This is a genomic window from Streptomyces sp. NPDC044921, assembly GCF_056432865.1.
This window is the reverse complement of sequence record NZ_JBWKIF010000007.1, coordinates 56,410-80,990: the sequence shown is the minus strand read 5'-3', so window position 1 is coordinate 80,990 and position 24,581 is coordinate 56,410. Positions and strand designations below refer to the sequence as shown.

Genomic DNA, 24,581 nt, shown 5'->3' with positions numbered 1-24,581 from the left:
ACGTGAAACACGATGCAGGGCAGCCCTGGCCGAACTGCCGCGACACTCCGGCATGCATAGGTTTGGCAGCTTGTGTGGAGTACGTCTCGTCCGCAGGACGGATCAGCGCCGCCGACGCGCGCGGCCCGTACGAGCTGCCTTGGCCCGCTTCGCGGCGAAGCGCACACCGCCCGGACTCTCTCCGACCTCGACCCGTACGACCGTGGACATCGGGTCCACCACGCCCTCGCCCACATGCAGGATGGAGGTCCCCACCGCACCCAGCTTGCTGAGAGCCGCCGAGGCGCTCTTCAGTTCCTCCTCGGCCGCGTCACCCTTGAGCGCGAGCATCTCCCCGTACGGGCGCAGCAACGGGATGCCCCAGGTGGCGAGACGATCGAGGGGCGCGACAGCACGGGCCGTCACCACATGGACGGGCTGGATCTTCCCCATGACCTCCTCGGCGCGGCCGCGCACGACCGTCACATGGTCGAGGCCCAGCAGCTCGACGACCTCGGTGAGGAAGTTGGTGCGCCGCAGCAGCGGCTCGAGCAGGGTGATCTTGAGGTCCTCCCGGACCAGTGCCAGCGGAATGCCCGGCAGACCGGCGCCCGAACCGACGTCGCACACCGTCACTCCCTCGGGCACGACCTCCGAGAGCACCGCGCAGTTCAGCAGGTGCCGCTCCCACAGGCGGGGCACCTCGCGTGGACCGATGAGACCGCGCTGCACGCCCGTCTCAGCGAGCAGCTCGGCGTACCGCACCGCATCCGCGAAGCGGTCACCGAATACCTCGCGCGCCTGCTCGGGCGCGGGGGGAAGCTCCGCTGCCTCCGTCACGGGGGACCGTCCTTCCGTACCGCGTCGGCGCGCCGGGCGCCGACATCAGAACCACAGAACTATCAGGCTGACAAAGTTCGGCCCCGTCTGCGCAACAGACGGGGCCGGGAAAAGCAGGGGCCGATCAGGCGGGCAGCACGACGACGAAGCGCTGCGGCTCCTCGCCCTCGGACTCGCTGCGCAGGCCGGCGGCCTTGACCGCGTCGTGCACGACCTTGCGCTCGAAGGGCGTCATCGGCTGGAGCTTCACTGCTTCGCCGCTGCTCTTGGCCTCGGCGGCGGCCTTGGCGCCCAGCTCGGACAGCTCGGAGCGCTTCCGTGCGCGGTAACCGGCGATGTCGAGCATCAGACGGCTGCGGTCACCGGTCTCCCGGTGCACGGCCAGTCGAGTGAGCTCCTGGAGTGCCTCCAGCACCTCGCCGTCGCGGCCGACCAGCTTCTGCAGGTCACGGCTGCCCGTGTCGCTGATGATCGAGACGGAGGCACGGTCGGCCTCGACGTCCATGTCGATGTCGCCGTCGAGGTCGGCGATGTCGAGCAGACCCTCCAGGTAGTCCGCCGCGATCTCGCCTTCCTGCTCCAGGCGAGTCAGGGTGTCTGCACCCTCGGCAGCGGCGGAGGTGGTGCCTTCCGTCACGGGATGGACTCCTTCTTACTTCTTGGACGGGGACTTGGGCCGCTGGGGGCCCTTGCGCTGTCCGGACTGGGCCTTGCTGCGGGTACCGCCGGCGGGCTTCGCGCCGCCCTTCTTGGCAGCGGGGGCGGGCTTGGCGTCCTCGGGCTCGTCGGACTTGGTCAGCGAGGTCTTCGGCTCCTGCTCACCGGCCGCCTTGGCGCCTCCCACGGCGCCGGCCTGACGCTGTGCCTTGGTCTGCCGCTTGGGCTGCTGACGCCGCGGCGTACCCGTGGTGACCGTCGCGCCGTCCTCGGCCTGGGCGGCGGCAGCGGCCTCGCTCTTGATCACGGTGCCGTCGGCCTGCGCGGCGAGTCCGGCCTTGCTCAGTCCGTTGATGAACTTGCGCTCGTACTCGTTACGGTCGCGGCCCTTGGCGACGATGGCCTTCACGATGACGCGGTCCCTGCGCCGGCTGACCTTCTCGCGGTGCGTGACATGCTTGTGCAGGCGCTCCAGGTACTCGGCCTGGGCCTTGGAACCCGGGGTCGGGTTGTTGCGGATGACGTACATCTGCTGACCCATGGTCCACACGTTGGTGGTCAGCCAGTAGACGAGGACACCGACGGGGAAGTTGATGCCGAAGACGGCGAACATGACCGGGAAGATGTACATCAGCATCTTCTGCTGCTGCATGAACGGCGTCTTCACCGTGGTGTCGACGTTCTTCGTCATCAGCTGGCGCTGGGTGAAGAACTGCGACGCCGACATCAGAATGATCATGACGGCGGTGACCACGCGGACGTCGGTGAGGGTCGCGCCGAGCGACTCCACCTTCGACGCGCTGTCGGTGAACTTCACCGCGAGGGGGGCACCGACGATGTGCGCCTTCTGCGCGCTCTGCAGCAGGTTCTCGTTGATCACACCGATGGTGTCGTTCGAGGCGATGCTGTTGAGCACGTGGTACAGGGCGAAGAAGAACGGGGACTGCGCCAGGATGGGAAGGCACGAGGAGAGCGGGTTGGTGCCCGTCTCCTTGTACAGCTTCATCATCTCTTCGGACTGACGCTGCTTGTCGTTCTTGTAGCGCTCCTGGATCTTCTTCATCTCGGGCTGGAGCGTCTGCATAGCCCGGGTCGCCTTGATCTGCTTCACGAAGAGCGGGATCAGGCAGATACGGATCAGGATCACCAGGGACACGATCGACAGGCCCCAGGCCCACCCGGTGTCGGGGCCGAAGATGGCGCCGTACACCGAGTGGAACTGGACGATGACCCAGGAGACGGGTGTGGTGATGAAGCTGAAGAGGCTGGCAATCGTGTCCACTAATCATGCTCCTTGGGCATGGGACGGTGTCTCTGCGGCCGGGCTCGAAGGACTGGACGGACCTGTGGGAGAAGTCTGTCCCTCGGTGGCCGGGTCGGCGGCGGAGGGCCCGCCCTTGCGTGCGCGCCACGCGTTGCGCAGCATTTCGTGCCACCGCGGACGCTTGCGCGGCGGGACGTGGTCCACACCGCCCAGCGACCACGGATTGCACCGCAGGATGCGCCAGGCCGTGAGTGCCGTGCCCTTGATGGCACCGTGCCGGTCGATGGCCGTGTAGCCGTAGTGGGAGCACGACGGGTAGTACTTGCAGACCGGCCCGAGCAGCGGACTGATCGTCCACTGGTAGAGCTTGATCAGAGCCAGCAGCGGGTACTTCATCGCGCGCCCCCTCCCAGCAGCCGCTGAAGGGCGGCGTCCAGGTCTCGGGCCAGCTGTGCATGGTCGGCGTCGCCCGATCCGGGCAGCGCTCGTACGACTACCAGGCTACCGGGGGGCAGCTGGGCGACTCGCTCGCGCATCAGGTGGCGAAGCCTGCGCTTCACCTTGTTGCGCACGACCGCGCCACCCACGGCTTTGCTCACGACGAAACCCGCACGCGTCGGGGGAGCGCTCTCCCCAGGCGCATGCGGGTCCGTGGCACCGCTTCGAAGGTGGACGACGAGGGTCGGGCGGCCTGCCCGACGCCCTCGTCGTACCGCGGTCGCGAAGTCCTCGCGCCGCCTCAGCCGGTTCTCGGTGGGCAGCACGACGTCATGACCTGACCGGGATCAGGCGGACAGGCGGGCGCGACCCTTGCTACGGCGGGACGCGAGAATCGCGCGGCCGGCACGGGTGCGCATACGCAGCCGGAAGCCGTGGGTCTTCGCGCGACGACGGTTGTTCGGCTGGAAGGTGCGCTTGCTCACTCGGGGGCTCCAGAAAGAATCGGTGGTTGCGGGGTGCCGTCCTGGCTGTCACCGTGCGCCCACGAGTAGCTCGCAGTTACGCCCGAGTGCACCGCTTACCGATCACCCCAGTGACCTGTGCCCATCGGAGGCAGGCGGCAGCAGCCATCGACAACTCGACCTGGTTACGGTACGCGCGGCTACGCCATCCGGTCAAACCAGGAGTCGCCGGGAGACACTTGTCCACAGCCTGGGGACAACAACTTGAACCGCAGCCACCGCCCTGACTACCGTGACTGGACTCCGATTCGTTCCCTTATCCCTGCCCGACCCGATTTACATCCCGACCCGTCCCCGAATCACACCTTCGAGGGACCCGTGAGAGAGCGTGCCCTGTGGCTGACGTACCTGCCGATCTTGCCGCAGTGTGGCCACGCGTATTGGAGCAGCTCCTCGGGGAGGGCCGCGGCCAGGGGGTCGAGGCGAAGGACGAACACTGGATCCGGCGCTGCCAGCCGCTCGCGCTGGTCGCCGACACGGCGCTGCTCGCCGTACCGAACGAATTCGCGAAGGGCGTGCTGGAAGGCCGTCTGGCGCCGGTCGTCAGCGAGACGCTGAGCCGCGAGTGCGGCCGCCCGATCCGGATCGCGATCACCGTCGACGACTCCGCGGGCGAGCCCCCGGCCACGCCGGCGCCCCCCGCCCGCCCCCAGCCGCGCTACGAGGAGCCCGAGCTCCCGTCCGCGCGCCAGGACCGCGACACGTACGACGCCCGCCAGGACCGGGAGGGCTACGACGGCCGCCCCGACCGTGACGCGTACGACAACCGCCCCGAGCGGGACGGATACGACGCGCGCCAGGAGCGTGACGCCTACGACGCCCGCGCGGACCGCGACGGTTACGACGGCCGCCAGGACCGCGACGGGTACGAGGGGTACGGCCGGCACCGCGCCGAGCCGCTGCCGGGAACGGCCGGCGACCAGCTGCCCCCTGGGCGCGCGGACCAGCTGCCGACGGCCCGCCCGGCCTACCCCTCCGAGTACCAGCGCCCCGAGCCCGGCTCCTGGCCCCGGCCGGGACAGGAGGACTACGGCTGGCAGCAGCAGCGCCTCGGCTTCCCCGACCGTGACCCGTACGCGTCCCCGTCGCAGGACTCCTACGGCGGTCAGGACCCGTACGGGGGTCAGGACTCCTACGGCCCGAAGGAGCCCTACGGCTCGCAGGACTACCGTCCACAGCCCGCGGAGCGTCCCTCCTACGAGCCGCCGCGCCCCGAGTACGAGGCGTCACGCCCCGACTACGACCAGCGCGACCCGGTCCGCCGCGAGCTGCCGGAGCCGCCGGCCGGCTCGGGGCACGTGCACCGGGGCGGCCCGGTCGGCCCGAACCTGCCGACGACCGGGGCACCCGGCCCGCTGGCCGCGCAGCCCGCGCCGGCGACCGGCCCGGGCGAGCCCACCGCGCGCCTGAACCCGAAGTACCTCTTCGACACGTTCGTCATCGGCGCCTCCAACCGCTTCGCGCACGCGGCCGCGGTCGCCGTCGCCGAGGCACCGGCCAAGGCGTACAACCCCTTGTTCATCTACGGGGAGTCCGGGCTCGGCAAGACGCACCTGCTGCACGCCATCGGGCACTACGCGCGCAGCCTGTACCCCGGCACGCGGGTGCGGTACGTGAGCTCGGAGGAGTTCACGAACGAGTTCATCAACTCCATCCGGGACGGCAAGGGCGACAGCTTCCGCAAGCGGTACCGGGAGATGGACATCCTGCTCGTCGACGACATCCAGTTCCTCGCGGACAAGGAGTCGACGCAGGAGGAGTTCTTCCACACCTTCAACACGCTCCACAACGCCAACAAGCAGATCGTGCTGTCCAGCGACCGGCCGCCCAAGCAGCTGGTGACGCTGGAGGACCGGCTCCGGAACCGTTTCGAGTGGGGACTGATCACGGACGTCCAGCCGCCCGAGCTGGAGACGCGGATCGCGATCCTGCGCAAGAAGGCGGTGCAGGAGCAGCTGAACGCGCCGCCGGAGGTCCTGGAGTTCATCGCGTCCCGGATCTCGCGGAACATCCGCGAGCTGGAGGGCGCGCTGATCCGGGTCACGGCGTTCGCCTCGCTCAACCGGCAGCCCGTCGACCTGGGGCTGACGGAGATCGTCCTCAAGGACCTCATCCCCGGCGGTGACGACTCGGCGCCCGAGATCACCTCCACGGCGATCATGGGCGCGACGGCCGACTACTTCGGGCTGACCGTCGAGGACCTGTGCGGTACGTCCCGCGGCCGCGCCCTGGTCACCGCCCGGCAGATCGCCATGTACCTGTGCCGGGAGCTGACGGACCTGTCGCTGCCGAAGATCGGCGCGCTGTTCGGCGGCCGCGACCACACGACGGTGATGCACGCGGACCGCAAGATCCGCAACCTGATGGCCGAGCGCCGCTCCATCTACAACCAGGTCACGGAGCTGACCAACCGCATCAAGAACGGCTGACGGCCGCTTCGAAGGGTCACTGAGGGCGCCTCCGGGACTCCTGGGGGCGCCCTTCTGCGTGCCTCTGCATGCGTCTCCTGCTGCCCCTGCATGCGTCTCCTGCGTGCGTCCGCGTGCGTCACGGCGGTCGGCGTCCCTGCCCACGGGCGCCCGCGCCGTCCCCGGCCGCAACCCGCTGTTCGAATAGTCGCCGGGTTACGGCCTCCCTCCACAGATTCGGTGACTTTCTGCCGTCCACATCCTGGGGACCGGGAAGTTGTCCAGATCGTGTCCACAGGGAGCGCTGTTGAAAGACCATCAGACCAGCTCAGGCCCTTGTGGATTGGTGGACGAACGATCTCCACAGACTGTGGACAAAGCGGTGATCCACAGGCTGTGCACGGAGTTGTCCACGGGCTGCCCACAGGCTGGGGGCGGTTGTCCCCAGCGATCGGCGTCTTCTCCACATGCCTGTCCACTGTTCGGCAACCCGACGCGCCTCCTCACCGGGTCGAGTGAAAGGCGTCACACCAAGGTGCCGGGTTGGGCTGTGGGAAAGGTGGGTAAACCTGGGGACGGCACTGGGGAGAACTCGCCTCTCCCTGTGCACGGGGTGTGCAGAACTTTCCGTTCTCCACAGAAGCGCCGGGTTGTCCACCGCCGTCACCCACAGGACCCGTGGACAAATTTTCCGCTCTGAGCTGGGCAAACGTGGTTATCCACGGTATCCACAGGCCCTACTACTACTCCCGACTAGAGAGAGAGCGGAATCCGTTTCGAAGCGGGCCCTGTGCACAACTCGCTCTTCGGCGCCCGACCGCCCCTCGTCACGACTTGACCCCGAGAGGCACCTACTGTCAGTGCCGTGCGTCAGACTGGTCCCCGGTGTCCTCCCCGTCTCAGGGACCGTCGACACCGAGACAGACGATGAGGGCCAGGCAGAGCGAGAAGCGCCGGCAACAGCAGGAGGCGGCAACAGTGAAGATCCGGGTGGAACGCGACGTACTCGCGGAGGCAGTGGCCTGGGCGGCACGCAGCCTCCCGGCCCGTCCGCCGGCGCCTGTCCTCGCCGGCCTGCTCCTGAAGGCCGAGGACGGCCAGCTGAGCCTGTCCGGCTTCGACTACGAGGTCTCCGCCCGGGTGGGCGTCGAGGCCGAGGTCGAGGAGGAGGGCACGGTCCTGGTCTCCGGCCGCCTGCTCGCGGACATCTGCCGCGCGCTGCCCAACCGCCCGGTGGAGATTTCCACAGACGGTGTACGGGCGACCGTGGTCTGCGGTTCCTCGCGGTTCACGCTCCACACCCTGCCTGTGGAGGAGTACCCGGCCCTGCCGCAGATGCCGAACGCGACGGGCACGGTCCCCGGTGAGGTCTTCGCCTCCGCGGCCGCCCAGGTCGCCATCGCGGCCGGCCGCGACGACACGCTGCCGGTCCTCACCGGTGTCCGCATCGAGATCGAGGGCGACACGGTCACGCTCGCCTCCACCGACCGCTACCGCTTCGCGGTCCGCGAGTTCCTGTGGAAGCCGGAGAACCCGGACGCCTCCGCGGTCGCCCTGGTGCCCGCCAAGACGCTCCTGGACACGGCCAAGGCCCTGACCAGCGGTGACCAGGTGACCCTGGCGCTGTCCGGCTCGGGCTCCGGCGAGGGCCTGATCGGCTTCGAGGGCGCCGGCCGCCGCACGACGACCCGCCTGCTGGAGGGCGACCTCCCGAAGTACCGCACGCTGTTCCCGACGGAGTTCAACAGCATCGCCGTGATCGAGACCGCCCCCTTCGTGGAGGCCGTCAAGCGTGTGGCCCTGGTCGCCGAGCGCAACACCCCGGTGCGGCTCAGCTTCGAGCAGGGCGTGCTCATCCTGGAGGCCGGCTCCAGCGACGACGCACAGGCTGTGGAAAGGGTCGACGCCCAGCTGGAGGGTGACGACATCTCGATCGCCTTCAACCCGACCTTCCTGCTCGACGGCCTGAGCGCCATCGACTCCCCAGTCGCCCAGCTGTCCTTCACGACGTCCACCAAGCCCGCGCTGCTCAGCGGCAAGCCGGCCGTGGACGCCGAGGCGGACGAGGCCTACAAGTACCTGATCATGCCGGTGCGCCTCAGCGGCTGAGCGTCGCCGGCTGTCCACAGGCTGGGGGTAAAGCCGCAGGTGAGGGCGTGCGAGTGAGCGCGTATGCCCACAGATGTGCACGAGCGTCCGGGATTAGGCTCGGACGCGGCACACCAGTGCCGCAGCGCCACGTCGGACACCTGCGAACCTTAAGGAAAACAACTGATGGAGCTCGGTCTCGTCGGCCTCGGCAAGATGGGCGGCAACATGCGCGAGCGGATCCGCCGCGCGGGCCACACCGTCTACGGATACGACCGCAACCCGGACCTCGCCGATGTCCACAGCCTGGAAGAGCTTGTGGGCAAGCTCACCGGACCGCGCGTGATCTGGGTGATGGTCCCGGCGGGCGAGGCCACCCAGTCCACCATCGACCGGCTCGCCGAGCTGCTGCAGCCGGGCGACGTCGTCGTGGACGGCGGCAACTCCCGCTGGACGGACGACGAGAAGCACGCCGAGGAGCTGGCGGCCAAGGGCATCGGCTTCGTCGACTGCGGTGTCTCCGGCGGCGTCTGGGGCCTGGAGAACGGCTACGCGCTGATGTACGGCGGCGACCCGGAGAACGTCGCCAAGGTGCAGCCGGTCTTCGACGCCCTCAAGCCGGAGGGCGACTTCGGCTCGGTGCACGCCGGCAGGGTCGGCGCGGGCCACTTCGCCAAGATGGTCCACAACGGCATCGAGTACGCCATGATGCAGGCTTACGCCGAGGGCTGGGAGCTGCTGGAGAAGGTCGACTCCGTGACCGACGTCCGGGAGGTCTTCCGCTCCTGGCAGGAGGGCACGGTCATCCGCTCCTGGCTGCTCGACCTCGCGGTGAACGCGCTCGACGAGGACGAGCACCTGGACGGGCTCCGGGGTTATGCACAGGACTCCGGCGAGGGACGCTGGACTGTGGAGGCCGCGATCGACAACGCGGTGCCGCTGCCGGCGATCACCGCGTCGCTGTTCGCGCGGTTCGCCTCGCGCCAGGAGGACTCGCCCCAGATGAAGATGATCGCGGCGCTGCGGAACCAGTTCGGCGGCCACGCGGTCGAGAAGAAGTAACCGAGCACCGAGGGAGGTCGGCGGAACGACCATGCACGTCACGCATCTGTCGCTGGCCGACTTCCGCTCCTATCCCCGGGTCGAGGTCCCGCTCGACCCGGGGGTGACGGCCTTCGTCGGGCCGAACGGGCAGGGCAAGACCAACCTCGTCGAGGCCGTCGGCTATCTCGCCACCCTCGGCAGCCACCGGGTCTCCTCCGACGCCCCCCTGGTCCGCATGGGCGCCGAGCGGGCGATCGTCCGGGCACAGGTCCGGCAGGGCGAGCGGCAGCAGCTGATCGAGCTGGAGCTCAACCCGGGCCGCGCCAACCGCGCCCGGATCAACAGGTCCACGCAGGTCAGGCCGCGTGACGTGCTGGGAATCGTACGCACGGTCCTGTTCGCGCCGGAGGATCTGGCCCTGGTCAAGGGCGACCCCGGGGAGCGGCGCCGCTTCCTCGACGAGCTGATCACCGCCCGCTCCCCGCGCATGGCGGGGGTCCGCTCCGACTACGACCGGGTCCTCAAGCAGCGCAACACCCTGCTGAAGTCGGCCGCGCTGGCCCGGCGGCACGGCGGCCGTTCCATGGACATGTCCACCCTGGACGTCTGGGACCAGCACCTCGCGCGCGCGGGTGCCGAGCTGCTCGCCCAGCGGCTCGATCTGATCGCCACGCTCCAGCCGCTGGCCGACAAGGCGTACGAGCAGCTCGCCCCCGGCGGCGGCCCGGTCGCCCTGGAGTACAGGCCGTCCGCGCCGGGCGACGCCCACACGCGCGAGGACCTGTTCGAACAGCTGACGGCGGCGCTCGCCGAGGCCCGCAAGCAGGAGATCGAACGGGGCGTCACGCTGGTCGGACCGCACCGGGACGACCTGCTGCTCAAGCTCGGCCAGCTGCCCGCCAAGGGCTACGCCTCGCACGGCGAGTCCTGGTCGTACGCGCTGGCGCTGCGCCTGGCCTCGTACGACCTGCTGCGGGCGGAGGGCAACGAGCCGGTGCTGGTGCTCGACGACGTCTTCGCCGAGCTGGACACCCGCCGGCGCGAGCGGCTCGCCGAGCTGGTCGCGCCCGGTGAGCAGGTGCTGGTGACCGCGGCCGTGGACGACGACGTGCCGCACGTGCTGTCCGGGGCGCGGTTCGCCGTGTCCGACGGGACGGTGGAGCGGGTATGAGCACGCAGGAGCCCAAGAAGGAGCCGGAGCCCTCCGGCGTCGACCTCGCGCGCGTGGCGTTGCGCGCCGCGAAGGAGGCCGCCCGCGCGCGGGGGGACGCGGCGCAGCAGAAGAAGCAGGCGCGCCGGGGCGGCGGGCTGCGCTCCGGCGCGCGCGCCGACGGCCGCGATCCGATGCCCCTCGGCCCCGCGATCAACCGGCTCATCACCGAGCGCGGTTGGGAGGCCCCGGCCGCCGTGGGCGGGGTGATGGGCCGCTGGCCGCAGATCGTCGGCGAGAAGCTCGCCGACCACTGCACCCCGCAGCGGTACGACGAGGACGAGCGCGTCCTGGTCGTGCAGTGCGAGTCGCCGGTCTGGGCGACCGAGGTGCGCCGCCTGGCGCCCGTCCTCGTCGCACGGCTCAACGAGGACCTGGGGCACGGCACCGTACGGCACATCAAGGTCATCGGTCCGAGCGCTCCCACGCGCCGCTACGGCCCCCTGCGCGCCCCCGGCAGCAGTGGACCGCGCGATTCCTACAGGTGACTTACGTCACGTCCTTCCGGCCCCGATCGACGGGCGCGGCCGTCCTCTCGCGGCACCGCACACGGTTGCGAATCGCGACCTGACTCCGAAGTAGCCAAGGGTTGACGGCCGAAAGCGCTGAGTGGCTCCGTGAGCCTCTTGGAGCCCCCTTCCGTATATCGGGAGTCGGACAAGACCCGGCGAGGGCGGCACATGCGGACTCAGGTACCGGCAAACCCCCATCAGTGTCAGTGCTACCGGTAGACTGGAAGCAATCCCGCCCCCATCGTGGGGACCGTCCGGGACAAGCTGAGCAACGCTGATCAAGGCTTACCAACGCAACATGCCGCAGCCGCTCCGGCAACCCTCCCCGGAGGGGAGACCCCCAGAGCCTGGCTCGTGCTGTGCCAGAAAGGGCGCTTCGTGGCCGATTCCGGCAACCCCAACGAGAACATCCCGTCCACCGACGCAGGCGTGACCAGCGAGGCGATCACCTCCAGCAGCGAGGTCACCGCCTCGTACGACGCCAGTGCCATCACCGTCCTCGAGGGTCTGGACGCGGTCCGCAAGCGACCCGGTATGTACATCGGTTCCACCGGTGAGCGCGGCCTGCACCACCTCGTGTACGAGGTCGTCGACAACTCCGTCGACGAGGCGCTGGCCGGGCACGCGGACACGATCGAGGTGACGATCCTCGCCGACGGCGGCGTCCGGGTCGTCGACAACGGCCGTGGCATCCCGGTGGGCATCGTCCCGTCCGAGGGCAAGCCGGCCGTCGAGGTCGTGCTGACCGTGCTGCACGCGGGCGGCAAGTTCGGCGGCGGCGGCTACGCGGTCTCCGGTGGTCTGCACGGCGTCGGCGTCTCGGTCGTGAACGCCCTGTCCAGCAAGGTCTCCGTCGAGGTGAAGACCGACGGTCACCGCTGGACGCAGGACTACAAGATGGGCGTCCCGACGGCCCCCCTGGCCAAGCACGAGGCCACGCAGGAGACCGGCACCTCGGTCACCTTCTGGGCCGACGGCGACATCTTCGAGACCACCGACTACTCCTTCGAGACGCTGTCGCGGCGCTTCCAGGAGATGGCGTTCCTCAACAAGGGCCTGACCATCAAGCTCACCGACGAGCGCGAGTCGGCGAAGGCCACCTCCGGGGCGGACGAGGCGGGCGCGGACGAGACCGCCGAGGTCAAGACGGTCACGTACCACTACGAGGGCGGCATCGTCGACTTCGTGAAGTACCTCAACTCCCGCAAGGGAGAGGCGGTGCACCCGTCGGTGATCGGCCTGGAGGCCGAGGACAAGGACAAGTCCCTCTCCCTCGAAGTCGCCATGCAGTGGAACAGCGGCTACAGCGAGGGCGTGTACTCGTTCGCCAACATCATCCACACCCACGAGGGCGGCACCCACGAAGAGGGCTTCCGCGCGGCGCTGACGAACCTGATCAACAAGTACGCGCGCGACAAGAAGCTGCTCCGCGAGAAGGACGACAACCTCACGGGCGACGACATCCGCGAGGGTCTCACCGCGATCATCTCGGTCAAGCTGAGCGAGCCGCAGTTCGAGGGCCAGACCAAGACCAAGCTGGGCAACACGGAGGCGAAGACCTTCGTCCAGAAGGCCGTCTACGAGCACCTCAACGACTGGCTGGACCGCAACCCGGTCGAGGCCGCGGACATCGTCCGCAAGGGCATCCAGGCCGCCACCGCGCGCGTGGCCGCCCGCAAGGCCCGTGACCTGACCCGCCGCAAGGGCCTGCTGGAGACCGCGTCCCTGCCGGGCAAGCTCTCGGACTGCCAGTCGAACGACCCCACCAAGTGCGAGATCTTCATCGTCGAGGGTGACTCCGCCGGCGGCTCGGCCAAGTCCGGCCGCAACCCGCAGTACCAGGCGATCCTCCCGATCCGCGGCAAGATCCTCAACGTCGAGAAGGCCCGGATCGACAAGATCCTGCAGAACCAGGAGATCCAGGCGCTGATCTCGGCCTTCGGCACCGGTGTGCACGAGGACTTCGACATCGAGAAGCTCCGCTACCACAAGATCATCCTGATGGCGGACGCCGACGTCGACGGCCAGCACATCAGCACCCTGCTGCTGACCTTCCTGTTCCGCTTCATGCGGCCGCTGGTCGAGGCCGGGCACGTGTACCTGTCCCGTCCGCCGCTGTACAAGATCAAGTGGGGCCGGGACGACGTGGAGTACGCCTACTCGGACCGCGAGCGCGACGCTCTGATCGAGATGGGCCGCCAGCGCGGCAAGCGCGTCCGCGAGGACTCCATCCAGCGCTTCAAGGGCCTCGGCGAGATGAACGCCGAGGAGCTGCGCGTGACCACGATGGACCAGGAGCACCGGGTCCTCGGCCAGGTCACCCTGGACGACGCCGCGCAGGCCGACGACCTGTTCTCGGTCCTGATGGGCGAGGACGTCGAGGCCCGCCGCCAGTTCATCCAGCGCAACGCCAAGGACGTCCGCTTCCTCGACATCTGAGTCGGTCTCAGCTGACCGCACCAGGAAGGATCTTCACCGGCAATGACCGACGAGAACACTCCCGTCACCCCTGAAGAGGGCGGCGACCTCGCGATGCGCGTCGAGCCCGTCGGGCTCGAGACCGAGATGCAGCGCTCGTACCTCGACTACGCGATGTCCGTCATCGTCTCGCGCGCGCTGCCCGACGTACGCGACGGCCTCAAGCCCGTGCACCGCCGCGTCCTGTACGCCATGTACGACGGCGGCTACCGCCCCGAGCGCGGCTTCTACAAGTGCGCCCGCGTCGTCGGCGACGTCATGGGCAACTACCACCCGCACGGCGACTCCTCCATCTACGACGCGCTGGTGCGCCTCGCCCAGCCCTGGTCGATGCGCATGCCGCTCGTCGACTCCAACGGCAACTTCGGTTCCCCGGGCAACGACCCGGCCGCGGCCATGCGGTACACCGAGTGCAAGATGGCGCCGCTGTCGATGGAGATGGTCCGTGACATCGACGAGGAGACCGTCGACTTCACGGACAACTACGACGGCCGCTCCCAGGAGCCGACCGTCCTGCCGGCCCGCTTCCCGAACCTGCTGATCAACGGCTCGGCCGGTATCGCGGTCGGCATGGCGACCAACATCCCGCCGCACAACCTGCGCGAGGTCGCCGCCGGTGCCCAGTGGTACCTGGAGAACCCCGAGGTCTCGCACGAGGAGCTGCTGGACGCGCTCCTGGAGCGGATCAAGGGCCCCGACTTCCCGACCGGCGCGCTCGTCGTCGGCCGCAAGGGCATCGAGGAGGCGTACCGCACCGGGCGCGGCTCCATCACCATGCGCGCGGTGGTCGAGGTCGAGGAGATCCAGGGCCGCCAGTGCCTGGTCGTCACCGAGCTGCCGTACCAGGTGAACCCGGACAACCTGGCGCAGAAGATCGCCGACCTCGTCAAGGACGGCAAGATCGGCGGCATCGCGGACGTCCGCGACGAGACGTCCTCGCGCACGGGCCAGCGGCTCGTGATCGTGCTCAAGAGGGACGCGGTCGCCAAGGTCGTCCTGAACAACCTCTACAAGCACACCGACCTGCAGACGAACTTCGGCGCCAACATGCTGGCGCTGGTCGACGGCGTGCCGCGCACCCTCTCGCTCGACGCGTTCATCCGCCACTGGGTGACGCACCAGATCGAGGTCATCGTCCGCCGTACGCGCTTCCGGCTGCGCAAGGCCGAGGAGCGGGCGCACATCCTGCGCGGTCTGCTGAAGGCCCTCGACGCCATCGACGAGGTCATCGCGCTCATCCGGCGCAGCGAGACCGTCGACATCGCCCGCGGCGGCCTGATGGACCTGCTGACGATCGACGAGATCCAGGCCAACGCCATCCTGGAGATGCAGCTGCGCCGGCTGGCCGCCCTGGAGCGCCAGAAGATCGTCCAGGAGCACGACGAGCTCCAGGCGAAGATCAACGAGTACAACGAGATCCTGGCCTCCCCGGTCCGCCAGCGGGGCATCGTCAGCGCGGAGCTGGCCGCGATCGTCGAGAAGTACGGCGACGACCGCAAGACCAAGCTCATCCCGTACGAGGGCGACATGTCCATCGAGGACCTGATCGCCGAGGAGGACATCGTCGTCACGGTCACCCGGGGCGGCTACATCAAGCGCACCAAGACCGACGACTACCGCGCCCAGAAGCGCGGCGGCAAGGGCGTGCGCGGCACGAAGCTCAAGGAAGACGACATCGTCGACCACTTCTTCGTGTCCACCACGCACCACTGGCTGCTGTTCTTCACCAACAAGGGCCGCGTCTACCGCGTCAAGGGCTACGAGCTGCCTGACGCCGGCCGGGACGCGCGCGGTCAGCACGTGGCGAACCTGCTCGCCTTCCAGCCGGACGAGGCGATCGCCGAGATCCTGGCGATCCGCGACTACGAGGCCGTTCCGTACCTGGTGCTCGCCACCAAGGCCGGACTTGTGAAGAAGACGCCTCTGAAGGATTACGATTCGCCCCGCTCCGGCGGTGTGATCGCGATCAACCTCCGGTCGATGGAGGACGGCTCGGACGACGAACTGATCGGTGCCGAACTCGTCTCGTCCGACGACGATCTGCTCCTGATCAGCAAGAAGGCCCAATCGATCAGGTTCACCGCCTCGGACGAAACCCTCCGCCCCATGGGCCGTGCCACCTCCGGTGTCAAGGGCATGAGCTTCCGCGAGGGGGACGAGCTCCTCTCGATGAATGTTGTTCGACCCGGTACGTTCGTGTTCACTGCCACAGACGGCGGGTACGCGAAGCGGACCGCCGTCGACGAGTACCGCGTCCAGGGTCGCGGCGGCCTCGGCATCAAGGCTGCCAAGATCGTCGAGGACCGCGGTTCCCTCGTCGGCGCGCTGGTGGTCGAGGAGACCGACGAGATCCTCGCCATCACGCTGTCGGGCGGTGTGATTCGTACGCGAGTCAACGAGATCAGGGAAACCGGCCGTGACACCATGGGCGTCCAACTGATCAATCTGGGCAAGCGCGATGCCGTCGTGGGCATCGCTCGCAACGCCGAGGCGGGACGCGAGGCGGAGGAGGTCGACGGCGACGTGGTCGTCGACGAGTCCGCCGAGGGTGCCGAGACCACCGGCACGGACGAGGGTGAGGCGCCCTCGCCCGAGTAGCACGAGGAGTGAGTCAGCGTGAGCGGAGCCACGGGCGCCGGACCGACCGGTACCTCGAAGGGTACGGAGACGGACGGCGGCGGCCGTGGCTCCGCCGCGCGTGCGGCGGATCCGCACACGACCAACCTGAAGGCGATCAAGTCCCCGACCAAGGACTCGTCCTCGCCCGACACGCACGGATCACAGGGGGGAACTGTGACGGACACCCGAGGTCCGCAGACCCAGCAGAAGCCTGGGGCGGGCCCGGCCGCCACCGGCGCACCGGCGCAGCCGGCCGCCCAGGACCAGGGAGCCGCCGCGCAGCCGGCCTCGACGTCGCCGCTGCCGGGGGAACGGCGGACGCAGCAGCCGGCCGGGCCGTACCACCCGCCGCAGGCCTATCCGGCGCAGCAGGGCGCCGCGGCCGGTCCCGACGCGGGGGCCACCGCCGCGGTACGGCGTCCGCGCACGGGCGCGCGCACCACGCCCCGGGTCCGCAAGGCCCGCCTGCGGGTGGCGAAGGCCGACCCGTGGTCGGTGATGAAGGTGAGCTTCCTGCTCTCCATCGCGCTGGGCATCTGCACGATCGTCGCGGCCGCCGTGCTGTGGATGGTCATGGACGCGATGGGCGTCTTCTCGACGGTCGGCGGCACGATCTCCGAGGCCACCGGCTCCAACGAGTCCAACGGCTTCGACCTGCAGGCCTTCCTGTCGCTGCCCAACGTCCTGCTGTTCACGTCGATCATCGCGGTCATCGACGTCGTCCTCGCGACGGCCCTGGCGACGCTCGGCGCGTTCATCTACAACCTCTCCGCGGGCTTCGTGGGCGGGGTGGAGCTGACGCTCGCCGAGGACGAGTGACGTCACCTCCGACGTGCTGCGGGTGTCCCGCTGGCGGTGCTCCGGCAACCGATTTTGGGACTGCCCATGTCGTGCGCTAATCTTCAGGAGTCAGCGCGCGGGACACACACCGCAGAGCGCGGCGGGGCTATAGCTCAGTTGGTTAGAGCGCATCCCTGATAAGGATGAGGCCACAGGTTCAAATCCTGTTAGCCCCACCAGCGAAGAGACCCCCAGTCGGTAGCGGCTGGGGGTCTTTGACGTCCATGCCTGACATCGGCCTCACACTGTGGAGATCGTGGATTGAGCTACCCCTACGAACTGGGCGGAGAGACGCTTTGGGACGCCGGCCATCACGGCGGACTGCTGTACCTCTCCCTGGCGCGGGGCGCGGCGGAGTTCCTTGAGCTGCCGACCGGCCTGACACCGACTCCGCAGGGCAGTTGTGACATGGAGCTCCTGACGTTCCGGGCCTTCGTGCAGGCCCTGTACGACACGTGGTCCTCGGCCGGGAATCCGGTGTCGCGCGGTCTGACGCGCGACCTGTTGATCACCTCGCTCGTGCTGCTGGAAGGCGCGGGGGCCCCGATCGCGTTGCGGCCCGAGCATGAAGAGGCCCTCGGAGAAGAGAAGGCCGCCTTCGCGCGTTCCATGGGATAGGGAGCCAGGGCTTCCGGTCCGCAGGGCTGGGGGTCGCCTCGGCGGCCGGTTCCGGTGTGCTGGCGGCGATCGCCGTGGTGCTCACCGCGTTGTCGCAGTGAGCGGGACGTGCGAAGACCCCGGCCGGGACGGCCGGGGTCTTCAAGGTCTCTGGTGGGTCGTGGGGGTACGCAAGATCGCCAGGACGTACCAGGGACCGGGCGTTCAGCGCTGGAGGGGCGTGAGGCGGGTGGGGGTGGGGTCGCCCTCGTCGTCAGGGTCGCCGTCGTCCGGGCAGTCGGGCGTGCTCGTCGTCGCCGTCGCGTCCGTGAGGGAGCGGTGGCGGCAGCGCGGGGACTTGCCGTGGGCCTCGGCGCGGATGCGCTGTTTCATCGTGGGGGGCAGGGCCCTCGCCTGGGACCAGGGCGCGGCCTCCGGTGCCGTCCGCTGGTGCGGGATGCGCTCGCTGTTGCGCTTCTGCTCGGCCTGCGGTACCGCGGCCGCGGCGGTCGTGGTGATGAATCCGAGCGCCGTGCACAGGGCGAGGAAGGCGGTGACGATGGCGGTCCACAGCTTCATGACCTTGTTCCGGGCCATGGCCCCTCACTTTCGGGTTGGGCGATTTGCGTACTTTCCTCATGATGTGTATGGGGGCCGAGAAGTGGTGGACCTCCGCCCGTGGCGCGGCGATGTTCAGATGAACACCACCCGGATGGACGCAAGGGGGCGGAAAACGTGGGAAGAGGGGAGGAGAGTGGTCGAAGTGACCGTCCGTCGGCGTGTGATCACCCTCCGATCGGAGCGGGTGGCTCCGCTTCTATCCCGGTGTCCGGGACGGGAGTTGACAGCCGACGCAGGTCACCGATCGGTATCGGTCGGTGTGTATAGTCGGGCGCCAGAGGTCCCCTACGTCAAGGAAAGACGAGGTCGCGCGGTGAAGAAGCTTCTCCTGGTCGCACTGGCCGCCATCGGCGGGCTCCTCGTGTACCGCCAGATCCAGGCGGATCGCGCCGAGCAGGATCTGTGGACGGAGGCGACTGACTCCGTGCCCACGGGTTCGTGAGTCACGACAACCCCTTTCGAGCACACCCCGGCCGCCTCGCGGTCGGGGTTTTGTGTGCCGAGGGCCGGTCGTGAGCCCGCGCGGCGCGGCAGGATGGGCTCCGGTTCACGGTTCCGAGGTCCGGCGACGGTGAGGAGTGGCGCGTGAGGGGGCGGTGGTGTACGGCGCGCGAGCGGCGTGCGGGGGCGTGGCGCGGTCGGTCGTCGACGGCCGCGCGCCTGGGCGCCGTGGTGGTGGTGCTGGGGACGACGGCCGCCGTGGGACCGGTACCGGCCGCCCGCGCCGCGGCTGACTCCGTCCCGGCAGCCGCACCGAGCCCCTACGCCTTCGCCGACGGCGCCCGGACCGTCGAGGGCGCGCGCAGCACCGCCGACGCCGTACGTCTGGCGCCCGGGACGGCCTACCGGAGCTCCCTGCCGAGCAGCGGCAAGGTCAACTACCGTCTGGTGCTGGACGCCACGTCGAGCGCGTACGTGTCCGTCACCGCCGTCCCTCCCCCCGGCAGCACCGTCTCCGTCGTCGACGGGGTCAGGGTGTCCGTGCAGGACGCCGAGGGCAATCCCTGCTCCGCCGACACGGCCAGCTTCGGCGCCGGCCGCAGTGCCCGCCCGATCGCGGCCTGGGGCGTGCGGGAGATCTCCCCCACCAAGTCGCTGTGCCAGGAGGCCGGCGCCTACTACGTGTCCGTCGAGCGCGCCGACCTCGACGGCAAGGGCTCCTCGCCCGCCAGCTGGGACCTGGAAATCCTCACCACGACCGAGCCGCCGGCGGCGGGCACCGCCGCGACCGGCGCACCCCAGGTGTGGGACTCCGCCACCCCCCAGCCGCTCCAGGGCGACCCCGAGTCCCGTCGCGGCGGTGCGGGGTTCGCCGGGGCGACCCCCCTCGACCAGGGGGTCTGGCGCGACGACGTCCGGCCCGGCCAGACGCTGTTCTACGCGGTGCCGGTCGACTGGGGCCAGCAGCTCTCGGTGACGGCCGAGCTGGGCAGCTCCGACTCCGGCGGCAGCGGGTACGTGTCCGGTGCCCTAGAACTGGCCCTCTACAACCCCGCGCGCGGCCGTGCCGCCGGGGTGAGCGTCGGTTACGACGGCGACCAGAAGTCCGGCAGCCTGCCGCCGCTGCCGCCGGTCGACCACGCCAACCGCTACGCCGCCACCGCCCAGGTGAGCGCGCTGCGCTTCGCCGGCTCCTACTACCTCGTCGCGCACCTGGCGCCGGAGGTCGCCGACGACTTCGGTGACGGGCCGTTCAGGATGACCCTGCGCGTGCGGGTGAAGGGCGAACCCCGCAGCGGGCCCGGGTACACGGGGGAGTCCCGGCCGCAGGGCGTCTTCGACGTCTCGGAGCAGGACCGGGAGGCCGCCGCCGAGGGCGTGCCGGTGTCGGGCGACGACACCGCGCTGCGGGTGGTCGCCGTGGGCGGCATCGGCACCGGGAGCGCGCTGCTGGTGGGACTCGGGGTGTGGACCCTGCTGGCCCGGCGGCGGAGCGCCGCGTAGCCCTGCCGAGGTCGTCGCCCAAGGCGAGTGCTCAGAGACGGGTCAGCGCCCAGAAACCCACGGCGTAGCAGAGCAGGGCCAGCAGGAGCAGAGGGACGGCCACCTTGGCCGGGGGGCCGGGGCGGGACGGCCGTGGTGCGCGGTGCCGGGACGGCGGCTGGTGGCCCGCGGCCGGCGGGGTCTGTGGGTTCCGGGCGGTGTACGAGGCGGTGACGGCGTCGGCGCGGTGCGGCTCCGCGAGAGGCGGATACGGGCCGGGATGGGCCGGGAGGAGCGGCTGGGCCGCGGGTCGCGGGTGCGTGAGGTCGTAGGGGGAGAACTGGGCATGGTGGTGCGGTTGTTGGCCGTGGGCCTGGTGGGCCGCCCCGGGTGCGGGGGATGAGGTGACCGTGGGCTGCGGTGGGGGCAGGTGGAAGCTGCCCGTGTCCGACATGGAGGGCTGCTGCCGTACGGGGGCGGGTGGGGGGCCGGAGGACTGCCGGGCGTCCGGCTGCGCGGGCTCGCTGACCGGGGCCGGCCGGCCGTTGTGCTGGCCGGGGGTGCCGGTGGGCTGGGACCCCGTGGACGCCGTTTCGGCCGGCGTCCGGGCGTCCGGCCCCGGGCCCGCCGGCCCCGGGCCCGCCGGTCGCGCGCCTGCCGGTCCCGCGCTTTCCGGTCCCGTACCTGCTGGTCTCGGGCTTGTCGGTCCCGTACCCCCCGGTCCCCTACCCGCCGGTCGCGCGCTTGCCGGTCCCGTACCCCCCGGTCCCCTACCCGCCGGTCCCGGGCCTTCCGGTCGCGCGCCTGCCTGTCCCGCGTCCGCTTCCGAGCCCGGCGGGTTCCCGTTCGTCCTCGGCTGCGAGCCCGTGCGGTCGTCTTCCGGCCTCAGTCCCCGCGCTCTCTCCAGCGGCCCTTCCGGGGCGAACCCCTTGGGCAGGGGCCCGAGTTGGTCGAAGATCTCGATCAGCTCGTCGTCCGGGCCCGGCTCCGGGAGGAGCTCCGCCGCGGCCGCGAGAGCCTTGCGCGCTCCCGTCGCCGTACGGAACCTCGCCTCCGGGACGGGCTGCAGCAACGTGGCCACCACCTGCCACAACGGCTCCGGGATGCCTTGGGGCGCTCCCGGTGTCCCGTGTTCGGCGAAGTGCTGGATCAGCGCCTTGCTGTCCGGCTTCGCGCCTTCCAGCAGGTACAGGGCGACCAGACCCACGGCGAACAGGTCTGCGGGGAAGTCCGGCTCGGCGCCCATCAGCTGCTCGGGCGCGAGGTAGCCGGGGGTCCCCACGACGAGGTTGGTCTCGGTCAGCCGGGGCTCGCCCAGCCGCATCGCGATGCCGAAGTCGGACAGCCGCAGCCGGGGCCGGCCCGTGCCGGTGGCCTCCAGCAGCACGTTGGCGGGTTTCACGTCCCGGTGCACCACGCCCTCCGCGTGCACCGCCGCCAGCCCGGTCAGCAACTGGTCGAGCAGGGTGCAGACGAACGCGGGCGGCAGGGGGCCGTAGTCACCGACGAGGTGGACCAGGGAACCCCCGGCGACGAGATCCATCGTGAACAGGACCTTGTCGTCGTCGGCGGCCCAGCTGGTGGGGGCGAGCACATGGGGGTGGTCGATGCGCAGGGCCTGCTCGCGGACGAAGCGCAGCAGTGAGTGGGCGTCGCTCTGCAGCAGGACCTTGGCGGCCACATAGCGGCGGCGGCGGTGGTCCCAGGCACGCCAGACCGCGCCGACGCCTCCGCGCCCGATCGGATCGACCAGTTCGTACCGGCCGGCGAAGACCTCACCCATGGCTGTACGTCGCTCCTCCCCCTGTGGTCTCCCCCTTGCTTCCCCCTCGGCGAGCGCTACGACTCCCCGACGGGCGAAAGACTCCCCCGTGCCCGCCCGTACCGCGAGGCACCCCCGTCACTCCCGCCCCGTCACTCGGCCCCCCGTCACACCGCCCTCGTGCCCGCCGCCGAACCCCCTTCGGTGCCTGGGCGCGAGGATCAGCTCTGGTGGGACTGGTAGTGCGCGACCGCGTCCGAGGTGCGGCCGGCGCCGTAGACCCGGAGGAACTCCGCCAGCTCCGGATGGGTCGGGGCGAGGGTGTCCGCGGCGTCGATGATGTCGCCCGCCGCCGCCACCGAGCGCAGCAGCGACTGGATCTCGCGGACGACCCGCTTGACCGTGGGAGCCCCCGAACTGCTCGTCGTCTGCGTGGTGTTGCTGAGCACCGAGCCCCCCTGCGACTTCTTGATCTCCTCCATGCGCTCGGTGGCCTCGGCCGCACTCACGCTGCCGTCCGCGACCTGCCCCGCCAGGTCCTGCAGCAGCTGCACCCGCTGCACCACGGCCGGATTCCCGATCTTCGCCCGCTGACCGCTCATCAGCTGCGACAGCATCGGCGCCGACAGTCCCAGCACCCCCGCGAGACGAGCCTGGTTGAGGCCAAGATCGTCGATGAGCTTACGGAAGAGCGCCCCCAGCGGCTCCCCGTACCAGTTCCGCTGCAGTTCCCGCGCTCTTGCGGTGGCTTCCTGCTGTGCGGCGTCCATTGCGTCTCCCCATCGCTTCCCCAAGTACGGCGGTTCGCGGTAGCGAACCACGCCGAGCATCTTACGGAGAGTGGTCGGCGACGGGGACCCCCAATCTTTTTGCGGAATCACGGGGGTGACCCGGTACTCTGGTCTCCGACGCCCGCCCGGACGCGGTTATCCGGTCGGACGTCTTCTTCCGGGGCCTTAGCTCAGTTGGTAGAGCGCTGTCTTTGCATGGCAGATGTCAGGGGTTCGACTCCCCTAGGCTCCACCTGGAAACGCCCTCCGATCTGCGGAAACGCAGACGCGGAGGGCGTTTTTCGTGCGCCCTCCGAGCCGGGCGGCGACTGTTTCACGTGAAACAGCACGGCGGGGCCGGAACTCTCGAGGCAAGCCCTCAAGTCTCCGGCCCCGCCGTGCTGTTGATCGGCGCCGCTCAGGAGCGGTCGTCGCGCTGGGCGGCCTCCTCCTCGGCCTCCTTGGCCTGGACCTCGGGGTCCAGAGCCGACTGGCCGCTGCCGTCCACGGCGGACAGCGGGCGACCCGACTCCGGGACCTCCGTCGCGGCGGGCGGCTCGACCAGCCAGTCCGGGTTGGCCTGCTTGTCCCACCACTTCCATGCGGCGAAGGCACCGCCCGCCACGGCCCCCAGGATCACCAGCGTCTTCACGGCCTTACCGGCTCGTGCCCGCCGTTCCTGCCGGCGGACCAGCTTCTGGATCTCCTTCGCCGAGACCTGGCCGCGCAGCGCGGCCACCGCGGCCGCACTCCGGGCGGCGGCCTCGGTCGTCACGGGGACGGCCGCTGCCACTGCCTGCTCCAGCATCGGCCGGGAGTACTCCGCCGCCTGACGGGCGGCCTTGCGGGTGCGGACGGCGGCCTCATGGGCGGCCTGGTCGACCTTCGGCGGCACGTGTGAGCGGGCCTGCTCCAGATAGGGCTGCACATGGGCGCCGTACTGGACACGTGCCTGCCCGGCGGCCTGCGTCACCTTGGGCGCCAGCCGTACGCGCGCCTCGTGTGCGTAGTGCGCGGCCCTGTCCTTGGCCGTGTCGGCGTAGGGCGCCACCACTTCCGCGGCGTGCAGCACGCTGTCCTTCGCCGAACCGGTCGCGGCGCGCACGCTGTCGATGCGGGTCACGGGTTCCTCCTCCTCGGTGGCGTACGGTATTTCGACTTTCCACCCTTTTACGGATCATGCCTCCCGGTGCCCTGCCAGGCATGCGCCGGCGGGCATCCGGGTCACGCAAACCGGCATCCGGCGCCGATCGCGTGCCATAGCGGATGAACAGGGGACAACAGGAGCTTGTCGTCGACAATGCCACGGATCGCCGCCGGGCGCCCCCGCCCCGGGAGGACTCGACCGGTTTTCTGCGACCCCCCGCCGAGGGTTTCCCCCCGCTGCACCGAGGGCGGGCGACGCGCGGGCCCGTCCATGCGAGGATCAGGGAGTCACAGAAAGACAACGGAAGGCAGATCGTGGCTGAGCAGCTCTACGCCACCCTGAAGACCAACCACGGCGACATCGAGGTCCGGCTGCTGCCGAACCACGCCCCCAAGACGGTCAAGAACTTCGTCGAGCTCGCCCAGGGCGAGCGGGAGTGGACGCACCCCGAGACGGGCCAGAAGACCACGGACAGGCTCTACGACGGCACGGTCTTCCACCGGGTGATCAGTGGCTTCATGATTCAGGGCGGTGACCCGCTGGGCAACGGCACCGGTGGTCCCGGCTACCAGTTCGAGGACGAGTTCCACCCGGACCTGCGCTTCGACAAGCCCTACCTGCTGGCGATGGCCAACGCCGGCCCGGGCACCAACGGCTCGCAGTTCTTCATCACCGTCTCCCCGACGGCGTGGCTGAACCGCAAGCACACCATCTTCGGCGAGGTCACCGACGCGGCCAGCCAGAAGGTCGTGGACACCATCGCCACCACCCAGACGAACCCGCGCACCGACCGCCCGCTCAACGACGTGGTCATCGAGTCCGTCGTGATCGAGACCCGCTGAGGTACCCGGCGAGGCCTG

At 70.0% G+C, this 24,581-nt stretch carries 22 protein-coding genes and 2 tRNA genes; 14 read left to right on the top strand and 10 right to left on the bottom strand.

Annotated elements, in window-relative coordinates; genetic code table 11:
* Nucleotides 1–102: 102 nt before the first annotated feature.
* From rsmG to rpmH, 6 genes are all read right to left on the bottom strand, one after another.
* Entirely contained in the window at nucleotides 103–819 is a 717-nt protein-coding gene (rsmG, locus tag AC07DA_RS13105; RefSeq protein ID WP_479127453.1) for a 16S rRNA (guanine(527)-N(7))-methyltransferase RsmG, read from the bottom strand.
* 124 nt (nucleotides 820–943) lie between these two features.
* On the bottom strand, nucleotides 944–1,456 hold the full coding sequence (locus AC07DA_RS13100; RefSeq protein WP_020273088.1) for a Jag family protein: 513 nt from the start codon (nucleotides 1,454–1,456) through the stop codon (nucleotides 944–946).
* 15 nt (nucleotides 1,457–1,471) lie between these two features.
* Complete coding sequence (gene yidC, locus AC07DA_RS13095) at nucleotides 1,472–2,758, bottom strand: membrane protein insertase YidC (protein ID WP_479127450.1); 1,287 nt, start codon at nucleotides 2,756–2,758, stop codon at nucleotides 1,472–1,474.
* Between the two features lie 3 nt (nucleotides 2,759–2,761).
* A complete protein-coding gene (gene yidD, locus AC07DA_RS13090) occupies nucleotides 2,762–3,136 on the bottom strand; it encodes a membrane protein insertion efficiency factor YidD (RefSeq protein WP_383327377.1) in 375 nt (124 codons plus the stop codon).
* The gene (gene rnpA, locus AC07DA_RS13085; RefSeq protein WP_078650725.1) at nucleotides 3,133–3,504 is read right to left on the bottom strand and encodes a ribonuclease P protein component; all 372 of its coding nucleotides are present in this window, start codon (nucleotides 3,502–3,504) and stop codon (nucleotides 3,133–3,135) included. Before rnpA ends, yidD begins: the two co-directional genes overlap by 4 nt.
* Nucleotides 3,505–3,525: 21 nt before the next feature.
* A complete protein-coding gene (gene rpmH, locus AC07DA_RS13080; RefSeq protein ID WP_003956500.1) occupies nucleotides 3,526–3,663 on the bottom strand; it encodes a 50S ribosomal protein L34 in 138 nt (45 codons plus the stop codon).
* Between the two features lie 374 nt (nucleotides 3,664–4,037).
* On the opposite strand from rpmH, the gene dnaA reads away from it, so the two are divergent.
* The 10 genes from dnaA (at nucleotide 4,038) to AC07DA_RS13030 (ending at nucleotide 17,519) form a co-directional block, all read left to right on the top strand.
* The gene (dnaA, locus tag AC07DA_RS13075; protein WP_479127447.1) at nucleotides 4,038–6,131 is read left to right on the top strand and encodes a chromosomal replication initiator protein DnaA; all 2,094 of its coding nucleotides are present in this window, start codon (nucleotides 4,038–4,040) and stop codon (nucleotides 6,129–6,131) included.
* Nucleotides 6,132–7,088: 957 nt separating this feature from the next.
* Nucleotides 7,089–8,219, top strand: a complete 1,131-nt coding sequence (gene dnaN / locus AC07DA_RS13070; RefSeq protein WP_311682596.1) for a DNA polymerase III subunit beta — start codon at nucleotides 7,089–7,091, stop codon at nucleotides 8,217–8,219.
* Nucleotides 8,220–8,384: 165 nt separating this feature from the next.
* Nucleotides 8,385–9,260 (top strand): phosphogluconate dehydrogenase (NAD(+)-dependent, decarboxylating), encoded by an 876-nt coding sequence (gene gnd, locus AC07DA_RS13065; protein WP_479127445.1) that lies wholly within the window; start codon nucleotides 8,385–8,387, stop codon nucleotides 9,258–9,260.
* A 31-nt stretch (nucleotides 9,261–9,291) separates the two neighbouring features.
* Nucleotides 9,292–10,413 carry a DNA replication/repair protein RecF gene (gene recF, locus AC07DA_RS13060; protein WP_479127443.1) on the top strand — a complete coding sequence of 374 codons (1,122 nt, stop codon included), beginning with the start codon at nucleotides 9,292–9,294 and terminating at the stop codon, nucleotides 10,411–10,413.
* Complete coding sequence (locus tag AC07DA_RS13055) at nucleotides 10,410–10,940, top strand: DciA family protein (protein ID WP_479127440.1); 531 nt, start codon at nucleotides 10,410–10,412, stop codon at nucleotides 10,938–10,940. The genes recF and AC07DA_RS13055 overlap by 4 nt, the downstream gene beginning before the upstream one ends.
* Nucleotides 10,941–11,342: 402 nt before the next feature.
* Complete coding sequence (gene gyrB / locus AC07DA_RS13050; RefSeq protein WP_479127438.1) at nucleotides 11,343–13,403, top strand: DNA topoisomerase (ATP-hydrolyzing) subunit B; 2,061 nt, start codon at nucleotides 11,343–11,345, stop codon at nucleotides 13,401–13,403.
* Nucleotides 13,404–13,445: 42 nt separating this feature from the next.
* On the top strand, nucleotides 13,446–16,040 hold the full coding sequence (gene gyrA, locus AC07DA_RS13045; protein ID WP_479127436.1) for a DNA gyrase subunit A: 2,595 nt from the start codon (nucleotides 13,446–13,448) through the stop codon (nucleotides 16,038–16,040).
* An 18-nt stretch (nucleotides 16,041–16,058) separates the two neighbouring features.
* The gene (locus tag AC07DA_RS13040) at nucleotides 16,059–16,880 is read left to right on the top strand and encodes a DUF3566 domain-containing protein (protein WP_479127434.1); all 822 of its coding nucleotides are present in this window, start codon (nucleotides 16,059–16,061) and stop codon (nucleotides 16,878–16,880) included.
* Nucleotides 16,881–17,003: 123 nt separating this feature from the next.
* Nucleotides 17,004–17,080, top strand: a tRNA-Ile gene (locus AC07DA_RS13035).
* 82 nt (nucleotides 17,081–17,162) lie between these two features.
* Nucleotides 17,163–17,519, top strand: a complete 357-nt coding sequence (locus AC07DA_RS13030) for a DUF6086 family protein (RefSeq protein ID WP_479127432.1) — start codon at nucleotides 17,163–17,165, stop codon at nucleotides 17,517–17,519.
* Nucleotides 17,520–17,723: 204 nt separating this feature from the next.
* Here the strand turns inward: AC07DA_RS13030 and AC07DA_RS13025 are convergent, their stop codons facing one another.
* Entirely contained in the window at nucleotides 17,724–18,095 is a 372-nt protein-coding gene (locus tag AC07DA_RS13025) for a DUF6344 domain-containing protein (protein ID WP_479127430.1), read from the bottom strand.
* Between the two features lie 337 nt (nucleotides 18,096–18,432).
* On the opposite strand from AC07DA_RS13025, the gene AC07DA_RS13020 reads away from it, so the two are divergent.
* Nucleotides 18,433–18,561, top strand: a complete 129-nt coding sequence (locus AC07DA_RS13020) for a DLW-39 family protein (RefSeq protein ID WP_003999697.1) — start codon at nucleotides 18,433–18,435, stop codon at nucleotides 18,559–18,561.
* A gap of 143 nt (nucleotides 18,562–18,704) precedes the next feature.
* Nucleotides 18,705–20,063, top strand: coding sequence for a hypothetical protein (locus AC07DA_RS13015; protein WP_479127428.1), 1,359 nt, complete (start codon nucleotides 18,705–18,707; stop codon nucleotides 20,061–20,063).
* 31 nt (nucleotides 20,064–20,094) lie between these two features.
* On the opposite strand, the gene AC07DA_RS13010 is transcribed toward AC07DA_RS13015, so the two are convergent.
* Nucleotides 20,095–21,825 carry a serine/threonine-protein kinase gene (locus AC07DA_RS13010; RefSeq protein ID WP_479127426.1) on the bottom strand — a complete coding sequence of 577 codons (1,731 nt, stop codon included), beginning with the start codon at nucleotides 21,823–21,825 and terminating at the stop codon, nucleotides 20,095–20,097.
* Nucleotides 21,826–22,025: 200 nt separating this feature from the next.
* Entirely contained in the window at nucleotides 22,026–22,574 is a 549-nt protein-coding gene (locus AC07DA_RS13005) for a helix-turn-helix domain-containing protein (protein ID WP_067018270.1), read from the bottom strand.
* 180 nt (nucleotides 22,575–22,754) lie between these two features.
* Between AC07DA_RS13005 and AC07DA_RS13000 the strand changes: the two genes are divergently transcribed.
* A tRNA-Ala gene (locus AC07DA_RS13000) sits at nucleotides 22,755–22,827 on the top strand.
* A 165-nt stretch (nucleotides 22,828–22,992) separates the two neighbouring features.
* On the opposite strand, the gene AC07DA_RS12995 is transcribed toward AC07DA_RS13000, so the two are convergent.
* A complete protein-coding gene (locus AC07DA_RS12995; RefSeq protein WP_479127423.1) occupies nucleotides 22,993–23,697 on the bottom strand; it encodes a DUF5324 family protein in 705 nt (234 codons plus the stop codon).
* Nucleotides 23,698–24,035: 338 nt separating this feature from the next.
* On the opposite strand from AC07DA_RS12995, the gene AC07DA_RS12990 reads away from it, so the two are divergent.
* Entirely contained in the window at nucleotides 24,036–24,563 is a 528-nt protein-coding gene (locus AC07DA_RS12990) for a peptidylprolyl isomerase (RefSeq protein ID WP_059417132.1), read from the top strand.
* Nucleotides 24,564–24,581 lie beyond the last annotated feature (18 nt).

Bases quoted from the DNA above. Each gene is read 5' to 3' on its own strand.
- gnd (WP_479127445.1), top strand. From the start codon at position 8,385: ATGGAGCTCGGTCTCGTCGGCCTCGGCAAGATGGGCGGCAACATGCGC.
- recF (WP_479127443.1), top strand. From the start codon at position 9,292: ATGCACGTCACGCATCTGTCGCTGGCCGACTTCCGCTCCTATCCCCGG.
- AC07DA_RS13010 (WP_479127426.1), bottom strand. From the start codon at position 21,825: ATGGGTGAGGTCTTCGCCGGCCGGTACGAACTGGTCGATCCGATCGGG.
- yidD (WP_383327377.1), bottom strand. From the start codon at position 3,136: ATGAAGTACCCGCTGCTGGCTCTGATCAAGCTCTACCAGTGGACGATC.
- AC07DA_RS13005 (WP_067018270.1), bottom strand. From the start codon at position 22,574: ATGGACGCCGCACAGCAGGAAGCCACCGCAAGAGCGCGGGAACTGCAG.
- gyrA (WP_479127436.1), top strand. From the start codon at position 13,446: ATGACCGACGAGAACACTCCCGTCACCCCTGAAGAGGGCGGCGACCTC.
- AC07DA_RS13055 (WP_479127440.1), top strand. From the start codon at position 10,410: ATGAGCACGCAGGAGCCCAAGAAGGAGCCGGAGCCCTCCGGCGTCGAC.
- AC07DA_RS13025 (WP_479127430.1), bottom strand. From the start codon at position 18,095: ATGGCCCGGAACAAGGTCATGAAGCTGTGGACCGCCATCGTCACCGCC.